This window comes from Loktanella fryxellensis, from assembly GCF_900110065.1.
GTDB lineage: Bacteria > Pseudomonadota > Alphaproteobacteria > Rhodobacterales > Rhodobacteraceae > Loktanella > Loktanella fryxellensis.
In genome coordinates, this window is record NZ_FOCI01000001.1 from 473742 (window position 1) to 497072 (window position 23331).

23 protein-coding genes and 3 tRNA genes are annotated in these 23331 nt (G+C 67.8%); 11 read left to right on the forward strand and 15 right to left on the reverse strand.

The genetic code is table 11. The features are described from left to right. The first annotated feature begins 169 nt into the window (after positions 1 to 169). Together BMX16_RS02270 and BMX16_RS02275 are read left to right on the forward strand one after the other, a co-directional pair. Positions 170 to 244: transfer RNA gene (locus BMX16_RS02270), tRNA-Gly, on the forward strand. Positions 245 to 380: 136 nt separating this feature from the next. Next, a tRNA-Gly gene (locus BMX16_RS02275) sits at positions 381 to 455 on the forward strand. 52 nt (positions 456 to 507) lie between these two features. Here the strand turns inward: BMX16_RS02275 and BMX16_RS02280 are convergent. Continuing rightward, complete coding sequence (locus tag BMX16_RS02280) at positions 508 to 747, reverse strand: Lrp/AsnC ligand binding domain-containing protein (protein ID WP_089898214.1); 240 nt, start codon at positions 745 to 747, stop codon at positions 508 to 510. Positions 748 to 866: 119 nt separating this feature from the next. Between BMX16_RS02280 and hisB the strand changes: the two genes are divergently transcribed. Together hisB and hisH are read left to right on the forward strand one after the other, a co-directional pair. Continuing rightward, the gene (gene hisB, locus BMX16_RS02285; RefSeq protein WP_089898216.1) at positions 867 to 1457 is read left to right on the forward strand and encodes an imidazoleglycerol-phosphate dehydratase HisB; all 591 of its coding nucleotides are present in this window, start codon (positions 867 to 869) and stop codon (positions 1455 to 1457) included. Beyond that, complete coding sequence (gene hisH / locus BMX16_RS02290; RefSeq protein WP_089898217.1) at positions 1454 to 2092, forward strand: imidazole glycerol phosphate synthase subunit HisH; 639 nt, start codon at positions 1454 to 1456, stop codon at positions 2090 to 2092. The genes hisB and hisH overlap by 4 nt, the downstream gene beginning before the upstream one ends. A 107-nt stretch (positions 2093 to 2199) precedes the next feature. On the opposite strand, the gene BMX16_RS02295 is transcribed toward hisH, so the two are convergent. Continuing rightward, positions 2200 to 3021 (reverse strand): alpha/beta fold hydrolase, encoded by an 822-nt coding sequence (locus tag BMX16_RS02295; RefSeq protein WP_089898218.1) that lies wholly within the window; start codon positions 3019 to 3021, stop codon positions 2200 to 2202. A gap of 79 nt (positions 3022 to 3100) precedes the next feature. Here BMX16_RS02295 and BMX16_RS02300 point away from each other — a divergent pair, with 79 nt between their 5' ends. Together BMX16_RS02300 and BMX16_RS02305 are read left to right on the forward strand one after the other, a co-directional pair. After that, a complete protein-coding gene (locus tag BMX16_RS02300; RefSeq protein WP_218139807.1) occupies positions 3101 to 4018 on the forward strand; it encodes a glutaminase in 918 nt (305 codons plus the stop codon). 153 nt (positions 4019 to 4171) lie between these two features. Continuing rightward, entirely contained in the window at positions 4172 to 4639 is a 468-nt protein-coding gene (locus BMX16_RS02305) for a lytic transglycosylase domain-containing protein (RefSeq protein ID WP_245731222.1), read from the forward strand. Positions 4640 to 4707: 68 nt separating this feature from the next. Here the strand turns inward: BMX16_RS02305 and BMX16_RS02310 are convergent, their stop codons facing one another. After that, positions 4708 to 5106 (reverse strand): DUF2147 domain-containing protein, encoded by a 399-nt coding sequence (locus tag BMX16_RS02310; protein WP_089898222.1) that lies wholly within the window; start codon positions 5104 to 5106, stop codon positions 4708 to 4710. Between the two features lie 156 nt (positions 5107 to 5262). On the opposite strand from BMX16_RS02310, the gene hisA reads away from it, so the two are divergent. The 3 genes from hisA (at position 5263) to BMX16_RS02325 (ending at position 7264) form a co-directional block, all read left to right on the forward strand. Beyond that, complete coding sequence (gene hisA, locus BMX16_RS02315; RefSeq protein ID WP_089898224.1) at positions 5263 to 5982, forward strand: 1-(5-phosphoribosyl)-5-[(5-phosphoribosylamino)methylideneamino]imidazole-4-carboxamide isomerase; 720 nt, start codon at positions 5263 to 5265, stop codon at positions 5980 to 5982. A gap of 212 nt (positions 5983 to 6194) precedes the next feature. Then, positions 6195 to 6956, forward strand: coding sequence for an imidazole glycerol phosphate synthase subunit HisF (hisF, locus tag BMX16_RS02320; RefSeq protein ID WP_089898225.1), 762 nt, complete (start codon positions 6195 to 6197; stop codon positions 6954 to 6956). Next, positions 6953 to 7264: a phosphoribosyl-ATP diphosphatase gene (locus tag BMX16_RS02325; RefSeq protein ID WP_089898227.1), complete on the forward strand. Its 312-nt coding sequence runs from the start codon at positions 6953 to 6955 to the stop codon at positions 7262 to 7264. The genes hisF and BMX16_RS02325 overlap by 4 nt, the downstream gene beginning before the upstream one ends. A 65-nt stretch (positions 7265 to 7329) precedes the next feature. Here BMX16_RS02325 and BMX16_RS02330 read toward each other — a convergent pair whose 3' ends face one another. Together BMX16_RS02330 and rlmB are read right to left on the reverse strand one after the other, a co-directional pair. Then, positions 7330 to 7731 (reverse strand): CoA-binding protein, encoded by a 402-nt coding sequence (locus BMX16_RS02330; RefSeq protein WP_089898354.1) that lies wholly within the window; start codon positions 7729 to 7731, stop codon positions 7330 to 7332. A gap of 20 nt (positions 7732 to 7751) precedes the next feature. Then, positions 7752 to 8534, reverse strand: a complete 783-nt coding sequence (gene rlmB / locus BMX16_RS02335) for a 23S rRNA (guanosine(2251)-2'-O)-methyltransferase RlmB (protein WP_089898228.1) — start codon at positions 8532 to 8534, stop codon at positions 7752 to 7754. A 118-nt stretch (positions 8535 to 8652) separates the two neighbouring features. On the opposite strand from rlmB, the gene BMX16_RS17515 reads away from it, so the two are divergent. Further along, positions 8653 to 8736, forward strand: a tRNA-Tyr gene (locus tag BMX16_RS17515). Positions 8737 to 8901: 165 nt separating this feature from the next. Here BMX16_RS17515 and BMX16_RS02340 read toward each other — a convergent pair. The 8 genes from BMX16_RS02340 to gabT form a co-directional block, all read right to left on the reverse strand. Then, positions 8902 to 11985, reverse strand: a complete 3084-nt coding sequence (locus BMX16_RS02340; RefSeq protein ID WP_245731217.1) for an efflux RND transporter permease subunit — start codon at positions 11983 to 11985, stop codon at positions 8902 to 8904. Then, positions 11982 to 13325: an efflux RND transporter periplasmic adaptor subunit gene (locus BMX16_RS02345; RefSeq protein ID WP_218139808.1), complete on the reverse strand. Its 1344-nt coding sequence runs from the start codon at positions 13323 to 13325 to the stop codon at positions 11982 to 11984. Before BMX16_RS02345 ends, BMX16_RS02340 begins: the two co-directional genes overlap by 4 nt. 195 nt (positions 13326 to 13520) lie before the next feature. After that, a complete protein-coding gene (locus BMX16_RS02350; protein ID WP_089898231.1) occupies positions 13521 to 14870 on the reverse strand; it encodes a sensor histidine kinase in 1350 nt (449 codons plus the stop codon). Further along, positions 14867 to 15538: a response regulator gene (locus BMX16_RS02355; RefSeq protein WP_089898232.1), complete on the reverse strand. Its 672-nt coding sequence runs from the start codon at positions 15536 to 15538 to the stop codon at positions 14867 to 14869. The genes BMX16_RS02350 and BMX16_RS02355 overlap by 4 nt, the downstream gene beginning before the upstream one ends. A 184-nt stretch (positions 15539 to 15722) precedes the next feature. Next, on the reverse strand, positions 15723 to 16835 hold the full coding sequence (locus tag BMX16_RS02360) for a trypsin-like peptidase domain-containing protein (protein ID WP_089898358.1): 1113 nt from the start codon (positions 16833 to 16835) through the stop codon (positions 15723 to 15725). 79 nt (positions 16836 to 16914) lie between these two features. Next, positions 16915 to 17958, reverse strand: a complete 1044-nt coding sequence (locus BMX16_RS02365; protein WP_245731218.1) for a 3-carboxy-cis,cis-muconate cycloisomerase — start codon at positions 17956 to 17958, stop codon at positions 16915 to 16917. After that, complete coding sequence (gene pcaC, locus BMX16_RS02370; RefSeq protein ID WP_089898233.1) at positions 17955 to 18344, reverse strand: 4-carboxymuconolactone decarboxylase; 390 nt, start codon at positions 18342 to 18344, stop codon at positions 17955 to 17957. Before pcaC ends, BMX16_RS02365 begins: the two co-directional genes overlap by 4 nt. A 217-nt stretch (positions 18345 to 18561) precedes the next feature. Further along, positions 18562 to 19956, reverse strand: a complete 1395-nt coding sequence (gene gabT, locus BMX16_RS02375; protein WP_089898234.1) for a 4-aminobutyrate--2-oxoglutarate transaminase — start codon at positions 19954 to 19956, stop codon at positions 18562 to 18564. A gap of 187 nt (positions 19957 to 20143) precedes the next feature. Here gabT and BMX16_RS02380 point away from each other — a divergent pair, with 187 nt between their 5' ends. Next, entirely contained in the window at positions 20144 to 20704 is a 561-nt protein-coding gene (locus BMX16_RS02380; protein WP_089898236.1) for a cupin domain-containing protein, read from the forward strand. A gap of 95 nt (positions 20705 to 20799) precedes the next feature. Here the strand turns inward: BMX16_RS02380 and BMX16_RS02385 are convergent, their stop codons facing one another. Further along, positions 20800 to 21222: a hypothetical protein gene (locus BMX16_RS02385; protein WP_089898239.1), complete on the reverse strand. Its 423-nt coding sequence runs from the start codon at positions 21220 to 21222 to the stop codon at positions 20800 to 20802. A gap of 136 nt (positions 21223 to 21358) precedes the next feature. Beyond that, complete coding sequence (locus BMX16_RS02390) at positions 21359 to 23245, reverse strand: acyl-CoA synthetase (RefSeq protein ID WP_089898244.1); 1887 nt, start codon at positions 23243 to 23245, stop codon at positions 21359 to 21361. Between the last annotated feature and the right edge of the window lie 86 nt (positions 23246 to 23331).

The window sequence follows — 23331 nt, forward strand, 5'->3', positions numbered from 1 at the left end:
GCCCCCCCGAGGGGGGCCGCGCGCGCCGCGCGGGAGTATTTGGAAAAAAGCGAGGGGGAGCGGCGGTCTTCCCGTCGATGTCGGGGTTCTGAAAAATCGCGGTGAGTGTACGGATTTTTCCCTTGCAGCCACGCGCCGGTGTTTATAGATCACCCCTACCGGTTGGTGCGCGGGCGTAGCTCAGGGGTAGAGCATAACCTTGCCAAGGTTAGGGTCGAGAGTTCGAATCTCTTCGCCCGCTCCAACGGTAAAACGGATAGGGTCGCCCTAGGGCGGCCCTTTCGCGTCTCAGGGCCTTCGGTTTTCGCGTCGCCGGATTTCGCGGATTGCCTCTTGCGGGCGCGCGCGCGGTTTTGTAGATCGCACACACCGGATGGTACGCGGGCGTAGCTCAGGGGTAGAGCATAACCTTGCCAAGGTTAGGGTCGAGAGTTCGAATCTCTTCGCCCGCTCCACCGGTCAACGGAATGGGTCGCCTTCGGGCGGCCCTTTCGCGTCTATGGGGTCTCAGAACGCCTTGAAGGTCAGGGTCGTCAGCGTGCGTTCGATGCCCACGATGCCCGCCACGCTTTCGTTGATGAAATGGCCGACGTCGGTACCGGCCGGCACGTAGGCCTTCATCAGCAGGTCGAAATCGCCGCTGGTGGAATAGAGTTCGGAGTGGATTTCCCGCAGTGCGATGGCGTCGGCCACCGCATAGGTGGTGCCGGGGCTGCAGCGGATCTGGACGAAGACGCAGGTGGTCATGGCGGGCCTTTGGATTGGGATTGCGGTCAGGGTGCACCAGCGGGCGGGCTTGCGCAATCGGTGCCTTGGCGCGGGTCCGGCCCGCCCCTATAAGCGGGCCGAGCCAGAGGGAGCCAAAGATGCGCACCGCCACGATCACCCGCGCCACCGCAGAGACGCAGATCACCGTGACGCTGGATCTGGACGGAACCGGCGTGGCCCGCAACCGCACGGGCATCGGGTTCTTCGACCACATGCTGGACCAGCTCGCACGGCACGCGCTGATCGATCTGGACGTGCAGGCCAAGGGCGATCTGCACATCGACGACCACCACACGGTCGAGGATACGGGCATCGCCATCGGTCAGGCGCTGGTGGCTGCACTGGGCGACAAGCGCGGCATCCGCCGCTATGCGGACTGCCATCTGGCGATGGACGACGCGCAGGTGCGCTGCGCCCTCGATCTGTCGGGGCGGCCGTACCTGATCTGCAACCTCGACCTGCCGTTCGGCAAGATCGGGCCGAGCTTCGACACCGAGCTGGTGCGCGAGTTCTTTCAGGCGCTGAGCACGCATGGCGGGATCACCCTGCACATCGACCGGCTGCACGGGTTCAACGCGCACCACATCACCGAGGCCGCGTTCAAGGCGGTGGCCCGCGCCCTGCGCGTGGCGGTCGAGGTCGATCCCCGCGTGGCGGATGCGATCCCGTCCACCAAGGGCGTGCTGTGACCACGGTCCTGATCGACTACGACAGCGGCAACCTTCATTCGGCGCAGAAGGCGTTCGAGCTGATGGCCCGCGAGGGCGGCCACGGTCCGGTGATCGTCACCGACGACGCGGACACGGTGGCGCGGGCCGACCGCATCGTGCTGCCGGGCGACGGGGCGTTTCCCCATTGTCGCACGGCGCTGGCCGACCGCGCCGATTTGTCGGAGGCGTTGATCCATGCGGTGACCATGCGGGCGGTGCCGTTCATGGGCATCTGTGTGGGCATGCAGATGCTGGCCAGCACCGGGTACGAGTACGAGACGGTCGCGGGTCTTGGCTGGGTGCCGGGCGAGATCCGACGCATCGCGCCCGACGATCCGGCGCTGAAGATACCGCACATGGGCTGGAACGATCTGGTGATCGACCGGCCGCACCCGGTGCTGGCGGGGATCGCCACGGGCGACCACGCGTATTTCGTCCACTCCTATGCCATGCAGGTGGCTGATCCGGCGCATCTGCTGGCCCATGCGGACTATGGCGGGCCGGTAGCGGCTGTGGTGGGGCGCGACAACGTCGTGGGCTGCCAGTTCCACCCGGAGAAGAGCCAAGCGGCGGGGCTGCGACTGATCGCGAACTTTCTGGGCTGGAAGCCCTGAGGACCGGACCGTAAAGCGGTCCGGTCCATGGGGGCGCTGCCCCCATGCCCCCGGGATATTTCCGACCAGAAGAACGGGGGACCCGGTCGGCGGTACGGGGGCCGTGCTTAGCTGCGCAGAAAGGCCAGCATGTCGTCCAGCAACTCGTCCTTGTGCGTGGCCGTCAGGGCGTGGGGTGCGCCGGGATAGACCTTGTAGGTGGCATCCGGCAGCATCCGGGCGGCCTGTGCACCGGCGGCGTCGATCGGCACGATCTTGTCCGCGTCGCCGTGGATGATCAGCGTCGGCACCGTCACATGCGCCATGTCGGGGCGGAAGTCGGTGGTGCCGAAGGCGGTCACGCAGTCGATCGTGGCCTTGGGGTTCGCCTGCATCGCCATGCCCCACATCCAGTCGAGGCCCGGTTGCGGCACGGGGCTGCTCGGCAGGCCGTGCCCGGTGAAGTCCTTGAAGAAGTTGACGAAGAACGACTGGCGGTCATCGCGCAACCCGTCCTTCATCCCATCGAACACGGACGCGTCAGTGCCGTCGGGATTGTCGTCGGTCTTGGCCATGTAGGGCGCGACCGAGGCGATCAGCATGGCCTTGGACACGCCCTTGCCCCCGTGGCGGGACAAGTAGCGGACGACCTCGCCACCGCCCATGGAGAAGCCCGCGATGACTGCGTCCTGCAGATCGAGCGCCGCCATGACATCGGCCAGATCGTCGGCCAACGTGTCATAGTCGTAGCCGGTGAACGGCTGATCTGACCGGCCAAAGCCGCGGCGATCGTACGCGATGACGCGGTAACCTGCCTCGGCCAGCCGGACCGACTGGTATTCCCAGCTGTCGGCGTTCAGCGGCCAGCCATGGATCAGTACCACGGGCTGGCCCTGCCCCCAGTCGTTGACATAAAGGCGTGTCCCGTCGCGTGTGTCGATCATCGGCATGGTGCAATCCTGTTCATCGTGATGTTACGAAGGGGCAACGACCCGGCGGTGTCCGGGTTCCATGATGGGGTAGCCAGCGATGACATTGGACCTGACGGCGATCCTGGACGAGATCGGCGCCGAGATGGCCGCCGCCACCGACCGCGGCAAAGTCGCCTCCTATATTCCGGAGCTGGCCTGCATCGATCCGGCGCGGTTCGGCATGGCCGTCTGCCTGCCAGACGGACAGGTGTTCACCACGGGCGACGCCCAAGAGCCGTTCTCGATCCAGAGCATCTCGAAGGTATTCACCCTCGCCATGGCACTGGGGCGGATGGGCGACCAGTTCTGGGACCGCGTGTCGCGCGAGCCGTCCGGGCAAGCCTTCAACTCCATCCTCCAGCTGGAGCATCACAAGGGCATCCCGCGCAATCCGTTCGTCAACGCGGGCGCCATCGCCACGACCGATGCGGCCCTTGCGGGGCATGCGCCCTCAGAGTTTCTGGGAGAGCTGCTGCAGTTCATCCGCACCGCGGCGGGCGACGATTCGATCTTCATCAACGAAAAGGTGGCGAAGTCCGAAGAAGCCACGGGCGACCTCAATCGTGCGCTTGCCTATTTCATGGCCGCCCATGGTAACATGGCGAACCCGGTGCCGCTGGCGCTGGGGGCCTATTTCCACCAATGCGCGGTCGAGATGAGCTGCGCGCAACTGGCCCGCGCCGCGCTGTTCCTGACCGAGCTGCCGGATGGTCCGCGCCTCGTGTCGGCGGCGCGCCGGCGGCGGATCAACGCGATGATGATGCTGTGCGGGCATTACGACGCCTCCGGCGATTTCGCCTACCGCGTTGGTCTGCCGGGCAAAAGCGGCGTGGGTGGCGGCATCATGGTGGTCGCACCGCAGCACGCGGGGATTGCGGTCTGGTCGCCCGGTCTGAACGGTCAGGGCAATTCAAAACTCGGCACCGCGGCGGTCGAGATGCTGGTGCGCGCGACCGGATGGTCGGTGTTCGACTGAAAACGCCGGTTCCGACCGATTCCACTGGACGGCGACAATCTGCCGACGAAATTCAGCAGTGTTTACGCCTGACGCAGCGACAGGTTAGTCCGTTTGCAGGATTAATTTTGACAGGCGACAAAAATGCGGCAACTGCTTCGCGGAACGTGTGTGATGATTTCGCTGGTGGGCCTGTCGGCCTGCATGAACGCAACCTCCACCGGACCGGATGCACTGGCCTTTGCCGCCGCACAGGCGCCACTGACCACCCCCCTGCACGCGAACGAGACGCGCGAGCTGCGGACGCTGATCCAGAAATACGCCGCAGAGTACGACATTCCCGAAAGCCTGCTGCACCGTGTCATCATCCGCGAAAGCCGCCACAACCCCGCCGCCCGCAACGGGCCATACTATGGTCTGATGCAGATCCTGCCAGCCACCGCAGGCACAATGGGCTTCCGCGGCGCACCCACCGACCTGCTGGATGCGGAAACCAACCTGAAATATGCGGGAAAGTACCTGCGCGGCGCGTGGCTGCTGTCCAACGGGTCGGAAGACACCGCCGTAAAATGGTACTCTCAAGGCTATTACTACGAGGCGAAGGCCCGTGGCATGCTGGTCGAGACGGGTCTGCGCACCTGACGCGCGACCTCGGCGATCGGCATTGCTGAAGACGCCCGCACCCAGACCGGTGCGGGCGTTTCGCGTTCCTACTGGACGCGCGCCCAGTTCTGGCTGGCGCACAGCAGACCGCCCGCGACGCAGCCCTGCAGGCGCAGCGCGTTGCCCTCGACCTGCATCTTGCCGTTGTAGGTCTTGCCGTTCGACGGGCGGTAGACCTGCCCCGCATAGGTGCCGTCACCGGCGGGGGCCATGTTGATGACGATCTGGCGCCCGATGTTCTCTGACGCCAGCGGCGTACCGTCGGCGTTGTAGGTCTGCTGGATGGTGCCGCAGACCGCCGCGCCGCATTGCGTCATGGCGACATAGCCGAATGCGCCGTCGTCCACCTCGGTCTGCCAGGTGCCGATGGCGGCGTCCTGCGCGCTGGCGGTCGTGGCTGCGACACTCACCAGCAGGGCTGCGCACAGGCGTTTCAGTGTGGTCATGTTGGGTCTCCTCCCCCTTGATCCTGCGGTCACATTGACGCGGGGCCGCGAGCCCGATCAAGTCTGACGTCAGGTCCGACGGATGGCGACACGTGCGATTGCCAACGGTCGCCGTGTTGGTCAAAAGAGCGCCAGATCGAACAGGAGTGTGCCGCCATGATCCTCTATCCCGCCATCGACCTCAAGGACGGGGCCGCCGTCCGCCTGATCCACGGCGAGATGGACAGCGCCACGGTGTTCAATGGCGATCCGGCGGCGCAGGCGCAAAGTTTCGTCGATGCCGGGTGCCAGTGGCTGCATCTGGTGGATCTGAACGGCGCCTTTGCCGGGACGCCGGTGAATGCCGCCCCGGTCGAGGCGATCCTGAAGCAGTGCAAGGTGCCCACGCAACTCGGCGGCGGCATCCGCGACATGGCGACCATCGCCCGCTGGCTGGACCTCGGCCTGAGCCGCGTGATCCTCGGCACCGTGGCGGTGGAGGACCCGGATCTGGTGCGCGAGGCTGCCCGCGCCTTTCCCGGTCAAGTCGCGGTGGGTCTGGATGCCCGGAACGGGCGCGTCGCCACGCGCGGCTGGGCGCAGGAAACGGACGTGATGGTGACGGATCTGGCCCGGTCCTTCGAGGATGCGGGCATCGCGGCCATCATCTATACCGACATCCTGCGCGACGGCGCGATGAAGGGGCCAAACGTCGCCGCGACCGCCGCGCTGGCAAAGGCGGTGTCGATTCCAGTCATCGCATCCGGTGGCGTCGCATCATTGGACGATCTGATCGCCCTGCGCGACACCGGCGTCATCGCCGGTGCGATTTCGGGGCGTGCACTTTATGATGGGGCACTCGACCTCGCTGCGGCCCTGCGCACGCTCGCGGCATGACGGCTAGTGGCGGCGCTTGAACCAGCGCAGGATGACGGGGATCAGCAAGGGCAACAGTCGGCGCAGCATCGGGGCACTCCAGTAAGGGCGACCGCCTGTCCGGGGTCGCAGAACCGTTGTAACGCCGCCTGCGTCCCATGTGTTCCCTCACAGCCACGCGTGGCGCACTATCCCCCCTTTCGCCGCCCCGCCGATCGCCCTATCACCACCCCATGCTGAAGACACGGATCATCCCCTGCCTCGATGTCGCCAATGGCCGCGTGGTCAAGGGCGTGAACTTCGTCAACCTGCGCGATGCCGGCGACCCGGTGGATGCCGCTGTCGCCTACAACGCCGCCGGTGCCGACGAGCTGTGCTTCCTCGACATCATGGCGACCGAGGAAAACCGCGGCACCCTGTTCGATCTGGCCACCCGCACCGCCGAGGCGTGCTTCATGCCGCTGACCATCGGCGGCGGCGTGCGGACCCACCGTGACGTGCGCGCGCTGCTGCTGGCAGGGGCGGACAAGGTCAGCTTCAACTCTGCCGCCGTCGCCAACCCCGACGTCATCACCGAGGCCGCGTTGCGATTCGGATCGCAGTGCATCGTCGCGGCCATCGACGCGCGCACCGTGGCACCGGGCCGGTGGGAGATCTTCACCCACGGCGGCAGGCGCGCCACCGGCATCGACGCGGTGGAATTCGCCATCCTCATGGCAAAGAAAGGCGCGGGAGAGATCCTGCTGACCGCCATGGACAACGACGGCGTGCAGACTGGCTACAACATCCCCCTGACCCGCGCCGTCAGCGATGAGGTGAACATTCCCGTCATCGCGTCGGGCGGGGCTGGCACGCTGGATCATCTGGTCGAGGGCGTGCGCGACGGCGGGGCCAGCGCCGTGCTGGCCGCGTCGATCTTCCACTTCGGCACCTTCACCATTCCGCAGGCCAAGCAGCACATGGCCGATGCGGGCATCCCGATGAGGCTCGCATGACCCTGGACGATCTGTCGGCCACGATCCTGGCCCGCAAGGGCGCCGATCCCGACACCAGCTGGACCGCCAAGCTGCTGTCCAAGGGTCCCGCCAAATGCGCCGAAAAGTTCGGCGAAGAAGCGATCGAGGCGATCATAGAGGCGGTGCGCGGCGACCGCGCGGCCCTGACCAGCGAGGCGGCGGATACGCTCTACCACCTGCTCGTCATGCTCGCCGCCTGCGACGTGCCGCTGTCCGATGTCATGGCCGAACTCGCCCGCCGTCAGGGCATCTCAGGCATCACCGAGAAAGCCGCCCGCCCGCGCTGAGGCGCAGGGTCCCCCGTTCTTCTGGTCAAAAATATCCCGGGGTCCGGGGCTGGCCCCGGCTGTCGTCAGACCAGCCCCAGCCGTGCGTATTCGATCTTGGGGCACCGGTCCTGCACCACCGTGACACCCTGCGCCCGCGCCGCCGCCGCCGCCGCATCGTGGCGCACGCCCAGTTGCAGCCAGATCACGTCGAGCGTGGGCCAGCGGGCCAGCGCCTCCTCCACGATGCCGGGCACCGCGTCGGACTGGCGGAACACGTCGACCATGTCCACGGTACCGGGCACGTCGGCCAGCGTGGCATGGACCACCTCGCCCAGATGCACCTGCCCCGCCAGACCGGGGTTCACCGGCACGATGACGTGCCCCCGCCCCTGCAGGAAGCGCGCCACCCCGTGGCTGGTCCGCGCGGGGTTGGCCGAAAAGCCCACCACCGCGATTCGCCGCACGCGGTGCAGCAGATCCGTCATCGCCCCATCGTCCAAATCGCTCACCCCTGCGCCTTGCTGGCATAGAGGGCGACCGCCGCCGCGTTCGACACGTTCAGCGACCCGAAGCCGCCCGCGGCGCCGATCCGCACCACGGCGTCGCAGGTCTCCATGCTCTTGTCGCGCAGGCCCGGCCCTTCGGCGCCCAGCACCAGCGCCACCGGGCGGTCCTGCTTGCCCACCAGCGCCTCGGCCACGGTCATCTCCGCCTCGCCGTCCAGACCCAGCACGATGTAGCCCATGTCCTTCAACTCGGTCATGGCGTCGGCCAGATTGCGCACCCGTAGATAGGGCTGGCGTTCCAGCGCGCCCGATGCGGTCTTGGCCAGCGCGCCCGTTTCGGGGGCCGCGTGGCGCTGCACGGCGACGACCGCGCGGGCGCCGAACACCTCGGCCGACCGCAGGATGGCACCCACGTTGTGCGGGTCCGTGACGCGGTCCAGCAGCACGATTCGTGCCGGTGTCGGCCCGTCGCCCAGCGCGATGTCCGCAAGGCTGCCCCAGTCCAGCGGCTTGACCTCCAATGCGACTCCCTGATGCACGGACTGCGGATCGATCGGGGCCGCGAACTTGCGCGGATCGCTGATCTCGGGTTCGATCCCGGCGGCGGCCACCGCGTCCTCGAGCTTGTCCAGCGCGTTCCGGGTGATGACCAGACGCAGCTTTTCGCGCTTTGGATTCAGCAGCGCGTCGCGCACCGCGTGCAGGCCGAACAGCCAGATCGTCTCCGACGCGGCCAGCCGCTTGGCCTGTTCCTTTTCGATCACCCACTTCGGTTTCTGCATGGCGGTTCCCCTTTGTTGCCCCGCGATACAGGCTTTTGCGGCCCCTGTGAAGCAACCGCCCGCGCACGGCTTTTTCCGGTTGACGCCCCCATGGGCCACGGCTATTTCCGCCCTCAGTGGGCGACAGGCCGCAAGGTGTGGCAGGAGACTGTAACTCTCTCGCGGAGACGCACGCCTGGTTCGATTCCAGGGTCGCCCACCACTCCCGCAGCGTCAGATGATCACCGCAGCACGCTGCGGTCGTCGTGCTGTATCGAGCGACGCAGCGGGTCAGCATCGTGGCTGCAGACAGCACCCCGATCCACGAACAGAATACCTGCATCTCAGCCGTGTGCGGGACCGCCGAAGGGCGGCCCCGATCACCCCGTCATTCGGCGGGCTGGTTCAGCGGGCGGTTGACCTTCAGCCCCCGCAGCAGCACGCGCACGCTGCGCCCGCGCCCACCTTCGATCACGGAAAACAGCGACGGGATGAAGATCAGCGACAGCAGCGTGGACAGCAGCAGGCCACCGATCACCGCCACCGCCATCGGCGAACGGAACTCGCCCCCCGCACCAAAGGCCAGCGCCGACGGCACCATGCCCGCGGCCATGGCGATGGTCGTCATCACGATGGGCCGCGCCCGCTTGTGGCCCGCATCCAGCATCGCCTCGGTCCGGCTGTCACCGCGCTTCATCGCCTCCAGCGCGAATTCCACCAGCATGATCGCGTTCTTTGTGACGATCCCCATCAGCATCAGGAACCCGATCACCACCGACAGGCCGATGGCCGATCCGGTCAGATAGAGCGCCAGGATCGCCCCGCCGATGGCCAGCGGGAGCGACATCAGGATGGTGAAGGGGGTGACGAAGCTGCCGAACAGCAGCACCAGCACCACATAGACCAGCAGGATCCCCGCCCCCATGGCAGACCCGAAGGCCGTGAACACCTCGGCCTGCACCTCGGCGTCGCCGGTGGGCTGCACCCGGACGCCCGGCGGCAGTTCGGGCCCTGCACCGGGCAGGGCAAAGATCGCACCAGTCGCCTGCCCCAGCACCACGCCATCGGACAGGTCGGCCTGCAGGGTGATGCGGGTTTCCCGGTCATACCGTTCGATGGACGACGGCCCATTCGCCAGCGTGACATCCGCCACCACCGACAGCGGCACGGCCGTGCCGGACGCCGTGGGAATGCGCTGGCTGGCCAGCAGGTCGAGGTTGCGGCGGTTGTCCTCGGCGATGCGGACCACGATGGGGATCTGACGCCCGTCGATGCTGAACTTCGCAAGGTTCACGTCGTCGTCGCCGATGGTCAGCACCCGGATGGTCGACGCCAGATCGCTGGCCGTGATGCCAAGCTCTGCCGCGATCTGCGGATAGGGCGTGATCCGCAGCTCTGGCCGCGCAAGACTGGCCGCGTTGGTCACGTTGCGGATTTCGGGCACGCCGCTCATCTGCGTGGTCAGTTGCTGCGCCGCCGCCGTCACCGTGTCCAGATCGTCGCCCAGCACCGCCACGTTCACCGCGCGCTGACCGTTGGCGGCCAGCATGTTGACCCGCGCATCGGGCAGGTCGGCCAGCAGTGCCGTCAATTCGTCCTCGACCTCGAACTGGCTGCGCGCGCGGTCGCCCTTGTCGCCCAGCGTGACGTTCACCGTGGCCTTGGCGACATTGCCCCCCGTGCCGCCCTGCACCAGCACGTTCACGACCTCCGGGATGTCCTGTGCGCGGGCGGTGATGAGGTTCGTCAGCGCCCGCGTCTCGTCCAGCGTGGCACCCGGCGGCAGCTCCACCGCCACCCGCAGACGGCCTTCGTCGGCCTCGGGAATGAACTCGGTCGCCAGCAGCGTCGCGGAATAGATCGAGCCCGCGAAGATCCCCAGCCCCAGCACCATGGTGATCAGACGGTGGCGCAGCGTCCAGCCCAGCACCCGCATGTAGCCGCGCATGACGAAGCCGTCCTTTTCCTCTACATGGTTCGGCGCGTCGCGCAGGATATAGGCCGCCATCAGCGGCGTGATCAGCCGCGCCACCAGCAGCGAGAACAGCACCGCGACCGCGACGGTCAGGCCAAACTGCTTGAAATACTGCCCCGCGATCCCCGGCATGAAGCTGACGGGCGCGAATACCGCGACGATGGTGAAGCTGATCGCGATGACGGTCAGACCGATCTCGCCGGCGGCCTCCTCGGTCGCCTCGTAGGCGGGTTTGCCCATATGGATGTGGCGGACGATGTTCTCGATTTCCACGATCGCGTCGTCGACGAGGATCCCGGTTACCAGCGTGATACCCAGCAACGACACGGTGTTCAGCGAAAAGCCCAGCATGTCCATGACGAAGAAGGTGGGAATGATCGACAGCGGCAGGGCCACGGCGGTGATCAGCGTCGCGCGCCAGTTCTTGAGGAACAGAAACACCACGATGATCGCCAGCGCCGCCCCTTCGTAGAGCGTCTCCATCGCCGAATGGTAGCTGCCTTCGGTGTAGGTCGTGGTGTCGTCGATCAGCGTCACCTCCACGCCCGGATAGGCGGCACGCACCTCCTCCAGCTTTTCGCGCACACCTTCGGCGACGGTCAGGTCGGACGCACCCGTGGCGCGGAACACGCCGAACGCCACGACGGGCTGTCCGTCCAGCGTGGCAAAGGCCCGCGCCTCGGACGGGCCGTCGATGACCTCGCCCACGTCGGACAGGCGGATGGTGCGCCCGTCCGCCAGCGCCAGCGGCGTGGCCGCCAGCTGGTCCAGCGTGGTCGCCCCGCCCAGCGTGCGGATCGACAGCTCCTGCCCGCCCAGATCGCCGCGTCCCGCGCCCTGGTCGATGTTGGTGGCCGACAACTGGCGGCTGACCTGTGCCGCCGAGATGCCGAAGGCCAGCAGGCGCTGACCGTCCAGCTCGACCTTGATCTCGCGGTCGGCCCCGCCGAGGCGTTCGATCTTGCCGAGGCCGTCGACGCCCTGCAATTCGCGGCTCATCACGTCGTCCACGAAATAAGACAGATCCTCGATCGTGCGCGACGGGTCGGACACCGCATAGGTCATGATTGTGGACCCGGTGATGTCCAGCCGCTGCACCAGCGGTTCGGTGATGCTGTCCGGCAGCGACGCGCGTGCGCGGGTCACGGCGTCCTTCACATCGTTCAGCGCCCGGTCGCTGTCGGTGGACAATTCGAACTCGACCGTGGTCTCAGAGCTGCTGTCGGTCGCGACCGACGTGATGTGCTTGACCCCGGTGATCGAGGAGATGCTGTCCTCGATCGGTTGGGTGACCTGCGCGATCAGCTCGGACGGCGCGGCACCGGGCTGACCCACGGTGACGGTGATGATCGGCACGTCGATGTTGGGAAACTGCGTGACCGGCATGCCGCGGAACGCGAACAGACCCACCACGACCAGCACAAGGAACGCGGCCACGGGCGGCACCGGGTTGCGGATCGCCCATGTGGACATGTTCATCCGGGCGTCGTCGCTCATGGCCGCGGATCCTGCGTGGCGACCGCTGCGTTGGCGGTGTCGCCCGGTGCGGGCACGGGGGGCGCGGCGGTGGCGGGCGGCACCGGGTTCACCCGGTCGCCGCTGCGATAGAACGCCCCGGCGCGCAGGATCACGGTGTCGCCCTCGGTCAGACCGGCGGTGATTTCGCGCAACCCGGCTGACACCACGCCCAGCGTGACCGGTGTCTGCTGCACGGTGCCGTCCACGACCCGCTGCACGACACTGTCGTCGTTCGTCGTGGTCACGGCGGACACCGGCACGGTCAGCGCCATCCGCTGCGCGGTCTGGATGTCGGCGCTGGCGAACAGGCCGACGCGCAGGCCGGTCTGGTCCGCGATGGCGACCCGCACCAGGCCGAGGCGGCTGACGGGATCGACCTGCGGGTCGATCCTGCGCACGGTCCCGTCGCGGGCGGCAAGGCCTGCCACGCGCAGGCTGACCGGATCGCCGACGCTGACCTTGACCAGATCCGTCTCGACGATCTCCAGCGCGACTTCGATCTGGCCGTCGCGGATGATCTCGAACATGGCGGTACCCGCGGCCGACAGATCACCCAGACGGACGGTGCGGTCGGCGATGATGCCGCCTACGGGCGCGGTCACGGTGGCCCACGACAGGTTCAGTGCTGCGATGTCGCGCGCCGCCTGCGCCTGCGCCCGTTGCGCGCGTGCGGCGGCGATGGCGGCATCCGCCGTCTGCACCGACGCATTGGCGCTGTCGGACGTGGCTTGCGCCTGATCCAGCGCCGACTGCGACACGGCACCGTCGCCCTGCAGCTGGCGGTTCCGTTCCAGGGTGGTGGCGGCCTGCGTTGCCGTCGCACGCGCCGAGGCGAGTTGCCCCTGCGCCTGTGCGATGGCCGCATCCGCTGCGGCCAGGTTGGCATCCGCCTGCTGCAACTGCGCGGTCAGCGTCTGGTCGTTCAGCCGGGCCAATGTCTGGCCCGCCGTCACGGTGTCGCCCACATCGACGCTGAGCGCCAGGATCTCGGCCCCCGACACGCGGGCCGAGACGACCACATCCTCGCGCGCGAGCAATCCACCCGAGGCGCTGACGACCTGCGTCACCTGCGTCATGGCGGCGGGCACCGCCGTCACGTTGGGCACGGCCACGGCGACGGCATCGGGCGCGGCGGTCTGTGTTTCAGGCTGCGTCTCGGACTGGGTCCCATCTTGCGCCACAACCGGTGCAGCCACGGCCCCGCCCAGTACGATGCCCAGTGCGATGAGCAGTGCCAGCACGGCACCGTGCCGGCCCACCGGCCACGACAGGGGCCGGAAGGGGCCCGTGCTGCGGCGCATCAGTGCAGTCTCGTTCATCTGTCTGTGCCCCTGCTGATCGCCGGTGTCGGCACGGGCCGCCACGGGCGTCATGACAACGGCCCCATCGCCCCACGGGCGGGGGGTCCATTCCATATTGCATCTATACACTTGCACGGGTCTGTCAAAGCACCGTGAAACGGATCGCGGGCCTGCACATTCGCATCCAACGCGGCACCGGCACCACACCGGTGCCTACCGAACGGGCTTGAAACGCAAGGCGACCTGCAAACCGGGCGACGCATCCTGCAGCGTCAGGACGGCATCGTGCAGATCGGCGATGACCGCGACCAGTGCCAGACCCAGCCCGCTGCCGGGCGTCGCACGGCTGCAGTCGAGGCGATAGAGCCGCTGCAACACCTTGTCCCGCTCGTGTTCCGGAATGCCGGGACCCGCATCGGTGACGGTCAGCACGATGGTGCCGTCCACCTCCGACAGGCCGATGGTGATCGGCGTGCCGTCGGGCGTATGCCGCAAGGCGTTCTCGATCAGGTTGGCCAGAATCTGCCCCAGCAGGTCGCGGTCGCCCTGCACCACCGCCGCCTTTGTTGCGACGCAGAGCCGCAGGTCGCGCCCCGCCTCGGCCGCCGCCGGATCGTAGAGTTCGGCGAACGTCGCCACCAGCGGCACCAGATCAACGGGGGCAAAGCGGCTTTTCCGCGTGCCCGCCTCGATCTGCGCGATCTGCAGCAGGGCGTGGAATACCGACACGACGCCATCCACCTCGGCGCGCGCGCGGTCCACGAGGGTCGTGGCATCCGGCGGCAGGGCCATGTCCGACAGCTGGTCCAGATGCACCGAAATGCGTTGGATCGGCGTCTTGAGGTCGTGGGCCACGTCGGACGACACCTGCCGCAGGCTGTCCACACTCGCCTCCTGTGCGGCGGCCATGCGGTCGATGCGGGTGGCGATGCGGTGGAAATCGTCGGACCAGCGGGCGGTCGGATGCACGCGGGCGGCCAGATCGCCGGTCGTCAGCCGGTCCAGCGTCCGCCCCAACGCGGCCACCTGCCGTGCGGACCTGCGTGCCAGCATCAGCGCCGCCCCCAGCGCCACCGCCAGCGTCGGCAGCAGCGACAGCAGGACGATATTGCGGAACACGGTGAAGAGGGCGTCGATCTCGGCCCGGCTGCGCGCGATGGTCAGTTGCCCGCCATAGAGCGGCGTGGTCAGCGCCAGATACTGCCCGTCGATGCGCCGGTCCGGGGCGTCGAGCGTGGTCAGGAAATAGCCGTCGCGGTCCTGCGCCAGCCGCCCGTTGCCGAACCGCTGCCCTGTCGCCGTGACATAGGACAGCACGACACGGGCCGGGTCGGTCACCCGCGCCTCGGCCGCGACCAGCGCCGCCAGCGCCCGCGCGTTCGGGGCCGCGCGAAAGCCTGCGATGTCCTGCGTCAGGTCGCTGCGCATGGTGGCATCCAGCGACGCGCGGCTGGCGGCATAGCTGGCGGCCAGACTGGCAAGGCTGACCAGCGCAAAGAGCGCGACCAGCCCCAGCGCCAGCCGTACCGGGCTGGCGCGCAGCAGCGTGAACAGCCGGCTCACCCCTCGATCCGGTAGCCTGCGCCGCGGACGGTCTTGATGAGCTCGGTGGGAAACGGCTTGTCCACCTTGGCGCGCAGACGGCTGATGTGGGTTTCCACCACGTTCGTTTGCGGATCAAAGCTGATGCCCCAGACATTTTCCAGCAGCATGGTGCGGGTCTGGATGCGGCCCTTGCGGCGCAGAAGATGTTCGAGGATCGCGAATTCGCGCGGCAGCAGGTCGATCCGCTGACCGCCGCGCATCACGTCGCGGGTGACCAGATCCATCGTCAGATCGCCTGCCGTCAGCACCGTATCCTGCGCCAGACTGCGCGGACGCCGGGCCAGCGCATTGATCCGCGCCGACAACTCGCCAAACGCAAAGGGTTTCACCAGATAATCGTCGGCACCCGCATTCAGTCCCGCGATGCGGTCGTCGACCGATCCCATCGCCGTCAGGAACAGGACGGGCGTTCGGTTGCCAGCCCCGCGCAGCGATTTCACCAGCGTCAGGCCGTCGATCTGCGGCAGCATCCAGTCCACAATCAGCACGTCATGCTCGGCCGCCGTCGCCTGCACCAGACCGTCGCGGCCGTTGGCGACCAGATCGACCGTGTGCCCCTCTTCGCGCAGGCCACGGGTGATGTAGGTGCCGGTGGTGGCGTCATCCTCGACGACCAGTATCTTCATCTCGGGCCTATCCGTCATGGCGCGTGTCCCTCGACACATGGGGGGCACCCCCCGGTGATGCAAGACAAGGGCCCCGCCCTCCATAAGGGATGGCGGGGCCTGTGCGCATCCGGCGCGTGCATCGTCACCGGATGCACCCCCCACCTGGCCCGCGCATCGCGGTCTGGACGGGAGGGCTGCAGGCTCAGGCGCCCTGTTCGGCCAGATTGCCGATGGTCACGTCCACCGTCACCTCCTCTCCAGCGCGCCAGATCAGCGCGTCGGATGCGGTGCCCGGGTCCACGTCGGCCACGGCGCGGGTCAGATCGCCGATGTCCGCGATGTCGGTCCCGGCAAAGGTCAGGATGATGTCGCCCGGCTGCAACCCGGCGTCTTCGGCGGGGCTGCCGTCACTGACCGCCTCGACCACGGCACCCTTCGGCTCATCATAGCCCAGCACCGCCGCGATCTCGTCGGTCATCGGCCGGATCTGCACACCCAGCCAGCCGCGCGCGATGCTGCCGTCGTCGCGCAGGTCGGCCACCACGTCCTGCACCAGGTTCGACGGCACCGAGAAGCCGATCCCCACAGACCCGCCACCGGGGCTGAAGATCATCGTGTTAACGCCGATCACCTCGCCCGCCGCGTTGAACAGCGGCCCGCCCGAGTTGCCACGGTTGATCGCGGCGTCGGTCTGGATGAAGTCGTCGTAGGGCCCCGCGTTGATGTCGCGCGACACCGCCGACACGATGCCCGAGGTCACGGTCCCGCCAAGGCCGAACGGGTTGCCGATCGCCAGCGCCTCGTCACCGGCGCGCACGGTGGTGCTGTCACCCCACGGCACGGTCGGCAGGGCCTCGGCGTCGATCTTGATCAGGGCGATGTCGGTCAGCGGGTCGGTGCCGATCACCTCGGCCTCGTATTCCGTCTCGTCCGCCATCTTGACCGTGACGGTGTCCGCATCCGCGACCACGTGGTTGTTCGTCACGATATAGCCGTCGGCCGAGATGACGAAGCCCGATCCAAGCCCCTGCATGACAGGCGCGTCACCGCCCTCGGGAAACATCGGGCCAAAGCGACGCTCCAGCTCTTCGCGCGGGAACCCCGGCGGCAGGGCATCGGCGAGGCTCTCGGCGTCCCGCGCCGCGCCGGTCACTTCGATAAAGACGACGGCGGGCGCCAGCGTCTCGACCAGATCGCCATAGCCACCGGCGGGCACGGCAAGGGCGGTGGTGGGTGCAAGCGTCAGGGCGGTGGTGCCGGTCAGGGCAGCGGCCAGCGTCAGGGCGGTGGCGGCGCGGCGCAGGGGCATGGTCATGGGGCAATCCTCGGGTTGGGGTGTCTCGATGCGTTCCAGATGGACCCCGCCGCTCACCATAACCTGTCGTCTGCTATACTTATTTGTAACCTTCCGGATGTCCCATGCCCGCGATGCCGTCCGTCAGGGTCAGCGCTGCGGTCAGCGCCCGGCCCGTGGCCTGCGCCATCTGCGGCAGGACCAGCCATTCCAGCATCCAGGCCGCCCCGGACCGCTCCTGCTCGTGCACCATCGCCTGCGCCATCACACCTGCCTGCCCGGCGTTGAACCGCGCGAGCGTGACCAAAAGCTCCGCCAGCACCGGGTTGTGCTTGTGCGCCATGACGGACGATCCGCCGCCGCCAGACAACGTCACCTCGTCCACGCCCTGCTGCGCCATCAGGGCGATGTCCTGCCCCATCTTGCCAAGGCTGCCCGCGACCAGCGCGAGCCAGCCCGCAAATCCCACCACGCCGCTGCGGTCGGTGTGCCAGACGGGGCCTGCGTGCAGGCCCAGCGCCTGCGCCATCAGGGGTGCCGTCTCGCCGAAATCGGTGGTGCCGGTGGGACCGGCCAGCGACAGCCGCTCGGTCTGCGGGCGCAGGTGCCGCAGGCGGTCCCGGTGATCAGCCAGCGGGGCCTGCCACTGGCGGATACGGTCCGCGACCGCGACAGGCAGCGCCGCCTGCATCCGGGTGCGGGCCATCAGGGGGTTGCCGCCAAAGCGGTCCGCAAGGGCGTGAAGGCGCAGCGACAGGTCCGCAAGTCGCGCGTCGATCAGGTCCGACGTCGCCCGCAGCGTCAGCGCCAACACGGTATCGAGGACATCCTGCGAGGTCGCCCCCGCATGGATCGCCGCCGCTGCGGGCCCTGCCCCGGCCTTCAACTGTCGGATCAGCGTGGGAACCGGCAGACCGTCGCGCCCCGATCCGGCCGAGAGATCCGCCATGTCGGAAACAAAGCCCGCCACATGCGCCGCCGCCCGCGCTGCCAGTGCGGGATCGACACGCCCCGCCTGCCCCTGCGCGGTGCACAGGGCCGCGATCACCTGCAGCATGTGCGCCGTCTGCGCCCCGGTGTCCCATAGCGCCGCCATCTGCGCATCGGCGAACAGACCGTCGTACAGCTGGTGGGACAGGCTCACAGGGCGGTGTCCCGGTCCATCTCGGCCAGTGTCTCCTTGGCCAGACTGAACGCGTGGTTCGCCGCGGGCACCCCCGCATAGACCGCGACGTGCATCAAGGCCTGCGCGATGTCGGACGGGCTGGCCCCCGTGCGCGCCGTGGCGCGGACATGCATCGGGATCTCGGCGAAATTGCCGGTGGCGGCCAGCAGCGCCAGCGTCAGCATCGAGCGTTCGCGCAAGGAAATCGCGTCGGATGACCAGACGGTCCCCCATGCCCCTTCGGTGATCATGGCCTGAAAGGGGGCGTCGAAGTCGGTGATGGCCGCGCTGGCGCGGTCCACATGGGCATCGCCCAAGACGGTGCGGCGCGTGGCGAGCCCCGTGTCGAAACGCTCCGTGGTCATGATCTGGCCTTTCCCTGCGGGGCGCGGTGGCAGGCTGCGTCCGCGGCATTTTGCGTATTTAGGGCCAGATGATGGGCCCTGTCACGCACCAGGGGCGGCCCCGGCACGGGCGCTCACTTTAGCCGAACCCCGTCCCCCGTTCTTCTGGTCAAAAATATCCCGGGGTGTGGGGCAGCGCCCCCACGATCCTTGCGCAAATCGTGGGAAACAGTGGACCCTATTCCGCGACCGCCACCGCCAGCGCCTCCGCGAAGATCGCCAGCCCCTCGTCGATCAGCGCGTCCGAGGCGGTCAGCGGCACCATGATCCGCACCGCATTGCCGTGCAGGCCACAGGACAGCAGGATCAGTCCGCGCTGCAGGGCGTGCGCCACCAGCCGCTTGGTCAGATCCGCGTCCGGCGCGCCACTGGCCATGTCGGTCGCGAACTCGATGGCGACCATGCCGCCCAGCCCGCGGATGTCCCACACCCGGTCCGGTGCCGCCTCTGCCCCGATCTGCGCCAGACGGTCCTTGAAATGCGCGCCGATCGCGGTGGAGCGGGCCAGCAGCCCCTCTTCCTCGATCGCGTCGATGGCAGCGAGGGCCGCGGCACAGGCCACGGGGTTGCCGCCGTAGGTGCCGCCCAGACCGCCGGGTGCCATGGCGTCCATCACGTCGGCGCGCCCGATGACACCGGCGATGGGATAGCCGCCCGCCATGGACTTCGCCACGGTGATCAGGTCGGGGACCACGCCAGAATGTTCGATCGCGAACCACGCGCCGGTGCGGCCGAAGCCGCTCTGGATCTCGTCAGCGATCAGCAGGATGCCGTGGGTGTCGCAGATCTCGCGCAGGGCCTGCAACATCTCGGTGGGCACAGGGGTATAGCCGCCCTCGCCCAGCACGGGTTCGATGATGATGGCGGCAATCCGTTCCGGCTGTGCATCGGTCAGCATCAGGTTGCGCAGGGCGATCAGCGCATCCTGCACGGTGATGCCGTCGCGCGCGTTCGGGAACGGCGCGCGGAAGATGTCGGACGGGAACGGGCCCACGTCCTTCTTGTAGGGGCTGATCTTGCCGGTCAGGCCCAGCGTCAGCAGCGTGCGGCCGTGATAGCTGCCGGTAAAGGCGATCACGCCGGGGCGACCCGTGAAGGCACGGGCGATCTTGACCGCGTTCTCGACCGCTTCTGCGCCCGTGGTGACCAGCAGCGTCTTCTTCGAGCGGTCGCCGGGAGCCAGCGCATTCAGCCGCTCGGCCAGCGCCACATAGGGTTCGTACTGCACGACCTGGAACGAGGTGTGGGTATAGAGGTCCTCCTGCGCCTTGGCGGCGGCGACGACGCGCGGGTGGCGGTGGCCGGTGTTCAGCACCGCGATGCCGCCGACGAAGTCGATGTAGCGGCGCCCCTCCACGTCCCACAGCTCGGCGTTCTCGGCATAGGCGGCAAAGACCGGTGCGGCAGACCCCACGCCGCGCGGCACGGCGCTCGCACGGCGCGCCAGCAGGGCGGCGTTGCTGCCGTGCCCGGTGCCTGCTGGGGTCGCCGCATGGGACACCACGGACAGGGACGGGCGCGGCGGAGTGGCGGCAGGACGCGGAGTCGGGGTCGTCTCGGGTGTCGGTGTCATGCGCGCAATCCTTTGCGGGCCAGAGGGCGGTTGCGCACGAGTGTCGCCTGTTTAATATAATTGTCAAATGCTGTTTGCAGGTCCACCCTTGAACGCGGTGCCATGCGGGCCGTGGTGACGTATCCACTTGAAATCGGTCGCCGCACGGGCACAACTTCACCCCGAGGCGTCTGGGGGGAAGCAGTCAGTGAACATCGGCGAGAGGTTGCGCAATCTGCGCGAAAGCCACGGCTTGTCCCAGCGCGAGCTGGCGACGCGGGCGGGCCTGACCAACGGCACCATCAGTCTGATCGAAAAGAACAAGACCTCGCCGTCGGTCGCGTCGCTGAAGTCGCTGCTGGACGCGATCCCGATGAGCATGGCCGAATTCTTCACCCCGCCACCAGGGCCAGATCAGCCGACCTATTTCTACACCGCCGACCGCTTCGTCGAGATCGCGCCGCAGGACGGCGACCCGCGCCCGCATGTCTCCTTGCGGCAGCTGGGGCGGGCAGCAGAGCATGCCCTTCAGATGCTGCACGAAACCTATCCGCCCGGCGCCGACACCGGGCCGGAACTGCTGCGCCACGCGGGCGAAGAGGCCGGCATCGTGGTGCGCGGCCGGATCGAGGTGACGGTGGACGGACAGACGGCCCTGCTGGGTCCGGGGGACGGCTACATCTTCGACAGCCGCCTGCCGCACCGGTTCCGCAACCCCGACGACACGCTGTGCGAAATCGTCAGCGCCTGCACGCCGCCCACGTTCTGAGCGCGAGGTTCTGCGCCCCGTGATACAGGGGTGCCGTTCGGCAGGCAGCCGACCTCCCGACGTCGGCCAGATGCGAACCCATCGACCCCGGCGCCCTATTCGCCGCAGATCCTGACCTCCGGGTCCAGCTTCACGTAATCGCGGGCGTCGATCCGGTGGATGTCGGTGGGCGGAATGTTCTGCCAGTCGTCCTCGTAGCGGCGCTTGGCCTCGCCGCGCAGATAGCGTGCCATCTGCTGGTTGCCGATGGGGCCCTGATTGATGTTGGACCCGTGGAAGCCCAGCACCGCATCGGGAGCCACGCAGGCATTGGGCAGGGTGGTGAAGATCACGCAGGCGGACCGGCAGAAGCCGGTGATCTCGACCCGCCCGCCCCACGCCTCCAGATCGGCGCGGTCGGCCTCGGCGCTGACCAGTTGCCCGCCGCCGTCGTCGTCGAGCACATAGGGCTCATCCGTGGGGGGTGGCCTGCGGTCGGTGCACAGGCCCAGTTCACAGGCGATCACGAACCACAGCATCGGCGCGTCCTTTGGTTGCGCGGGGCAGCCCCTGCGGCCCCGTCACGCCTTATCTGCGCTCACCGCGGCCACAGACAAGCAGGCGCGTGCGCCGGCGGCGGCACGTCGCCGCCGCCTGCCGGTCAAACGGCTTGGATCAGGCAGCCATGTCCCATGCGGTCGTGAACTGCGACAGCACGGCGGCCACGGCGGCGCGGTCTGCGGACCCCGACACATGCGCGACCAGACCCAGCTTCTTGTCCTCGGTCACGTCGGTCACGGTGGCGTCCACGCCCGCATCGCGCAGGGCCGTGTCGAAGACCCGGGTGATCGCCCGCTTGCGCAGGTCCGGCTTGAAGATCTTGCCGACCGCCGTCTTGGGAAGCTCGTCCATGATCTCGAGGTACTTGGGGTGTGCGGCACGTTCGTTGATCCGCGATTTGGCGAACTCCAGCAGTTCGGCCTCGGTCACCTTGGCACCCTTGACCAGTTCCACATAGGCGCAGGGCAGCTCGCCCGCGTGGGCATCCGGCTGGCCGATGGCACCGGCGAATGCCACGGCCTCGTGGCCGGCCAGCGCCTCCTCGATCTCGGCGGGGTCGATGTTGTGGCCACCGCGGATGATCAGGTCCTTGGCGCGGCCCGTGATCCAAAGATAGCCGTCCGCATCCACGCGGCCCAGATCGCCCGTGCGCAGGTATTCCGCCGGGTGGTGGTCGCCCGCATAGAACAGGTCGCGGTTCTTGTCCGCCTCGGTATAGGTGTTGCCGTTGTAGATGCCGGGGCTGGCCACGCAGATCTCGCCGATCTCGTCGGGGGCACATTCGACGTGGCTGTCCACGCCCATGATCCGCACACGGGTATGGGGGAACGTAATGCCGATGGATCCGACCTTCTTTTCGCCCTCCGGCGGGTTGATCGACACCAGGCACGTGGCCTCGGTCAGACCGTAGCCTTCGCAGATGGTGACGCCCGCCGCTTCCTCGAACCTGCGATAGAGTTCCAGCGGCAGCGGCGCGGACCCGCAGAACGCGAGCTTCAGGGTGCTGATGTCGGCATTGACGGGCCGCTGCATCAGCGCGGACATGGCGGTGGGCACGGTGATCAGGAACGTCACCTTGTGCCGTTCGATCAGTTTCCAGAAGTTGTCGAACACCCCTGCCCCGCGGTAGCCCTGCGGCGTCGGAAACACAATCTGCGCGCCGGACCCGAGCGACGACCCCAGCGCCACGATAGTCGCAAACACGTGGAACAGCGGCAGCGGGCAGATCAGCACGTCGGTTTCGGTGAACAGCAGGCGCGAGCCGAGCCACGCGTTGTAGATGATGCCGGAATACTGGTGCTGCACGACCTTCGGCATGCCCGTGGTGCCACCGGTGTGGAAATAGGCGGCGACGCGGTCATGCCCCGAATCGGCGAACTGCAGGGTCTTGGGCTGCTTCTTCACCGCCTTTTCGAACTCCATGACGCGTGCCTTGTGTTCGGCCACGTTCTTGGGGCGGATCATCGGCACGATCAGCTTCTTGATGCCGGTCAGGTAGCGGTGCAGGTCGACCTCCACCACGTGGGTGACGCCCGGCGCCAGCGCCACGGCGGCGGCGGCCTTTTGCGCCACGTCGGATTTGGGGAAGGATTTCATCGTCACCAGCACCTTGGCCCCCGTCTCGCGCAGGATGGCGGCGATCTGGGCGGGTTCCAGCAACGGATTGATCGGGTTCACGATGCCCGCGATCTGACCGCCGAGGTAGGTGACGACCGCCTCGATGCAGTTGGGCAGCATGTAGGCCACCACGTCGCCTTCGCGCACGCCGAGGCTGCGGAACAGGTTGGCCGCCTGACAGCTGCGGTCCAGCAATTGTTGCCACGTCAGCGTTTCCGCAGCGGCCTTAGGCCCTGATTCCAGTTGGAACGTCACGGCGGGCCGCTGGGGAAAGCGGCTGGCGGTCAGGGCCAGTTGTGCGTGCATCGTCGCAGGCAGGTCACGGTCGGACCAATGGCCCTCTGCTTCGATTGCGTCGCGGTCGGCGAGGCCTGCATATCCCATTGGTGTTCCTCCCAGAACATCTGTGGCCGGTCCGTGGCCGTGTTTTGCCGCGACACTGGACGAAAATGCCGCAGGGTCGCAAGACT

Coding starts and splice junctions, on each gene's coding strand:
- BMX16_RS02280 (WP_089898214.1), bottom strand. CDS start 747: ATGACCACCTGCGTCTTCGTCCAGATCCGCTGCAGCCCCGGCACCACC.
- hisB (WP_089898216.1), top strand. CDS start 867: ATGCGCACCGCCACGATCACCCGCGCCACCGCAGAGACGCAGATCACC.
- BMX16_RS02295 (WP_089898218.1), bottom strand. CDS start 3,021: ATGCCGATGATCGACACACGCGACGGGACACGCCTTTATGTCAACGAC.
- BMX16_RS02300 (WP_218139807.1), top strand. CDS start 3,101: ATGACATTGGACCTGACGGCGATCCTGGACGAGATCGGCGCCGAGATG.
- BMX16_RS02305 (WP_245731222.1), top strand. CDS start 4,172: ATGATTTCGCTGGTGGGCCTGTCGGCCTGCATGAACGCAACCTCCACC.
- BMX16_RS02310 (WP_089898222.1), bottom strand. CDS start 5,106: ATGACCACACTGAAACGCCTGTGCGCAGCCCTGCTGGTGAGTGTCGCA.
- hisA (WP_089898224.1), top strand. CDS start 5,263: ATGATCCTCTATCCCGCCATCGACCTCAAGGACGGGGCCGCCGTCCGC.
- hisF (WP_089898225.1), top strand. CDS start 6,195: ATGCTGAAGACACGGATCATCCCCTGCCTCGATGTCGCCAATGGCCGC.
- BMX16_RS02325 (WP_089898227.1), top strand. CDS start 6,953: ATGACCCTGGACGATCTGTCGGCCACGATCCTGGCCCGCAAGGGCGCC.
- BMX16_RS02330 (WP_089898354.1), bottom strand. CDS start 7,731: ATGACGGATCTGCTGCACCGCGTGCGGCGAATCGCGGTGGTGGGCTTT.
- rlmB (WP_089898228.1), bottom strand. CDS start 8,534: ATGCAGAAACCGAAGTGGGTGATCGAAAAGGAACAGGCCAAGCGGCTG.
- BMX16_RS02340 (WP_245731217.1), bottom strand. CDS start 11,985: ATGAGCGACGACGCCCGGATGAACATGTCCACATGGGCGATCCGCAAC.
- BMX16_RS02345 (WP_218139808.1), bottom strand. CDS start 13,325: ATGAACGAGACTGCACTGATGCGCCGCAGCACGGGCCCCTTCCGGCCC.
- BMX16_RS02355 (WP_089898232.1), bottom strand. CDS start 15,538: ATGAAGATACTGGTCGTCGAGGATGACGCCACCACCGGCACCTACATC.
- BMX16_RS02360 (WP_089898358.1), bottom strand. CDS start 16,835: ATGACCATGCCCCTGCGCCGCGCCGCCACCGCCCTGACGCTGGCCGCT.
- pcaC (WP_089898233.1), bottom strand. CDS start 18,344: ATGACCACGGAGCGTTTCGACACGGGGCTCGCCACGCGCCGCACCGTC.
- gabT (WP_089898234.1), bottom strand. CDS start 19,956: ATGACACCGACACCCGAGACGACCCCGACTCCGCGTCCTGCCGCCACT.
- BMX16_RS02385 (WP_089898239.1), bottom strand. CDS start 21,222: ATGCTGTGGTTCGTGATCGCCTGTGAACTGGGCCTGTGCACCGACCGC.
- BMX16_RS02390 (WP_089898244.1), bottom strand. CDS start 23,245: ATGGGATATGCAGGCCTCGCCGACCGCGACGCAATCGAAGCAGAGGGC.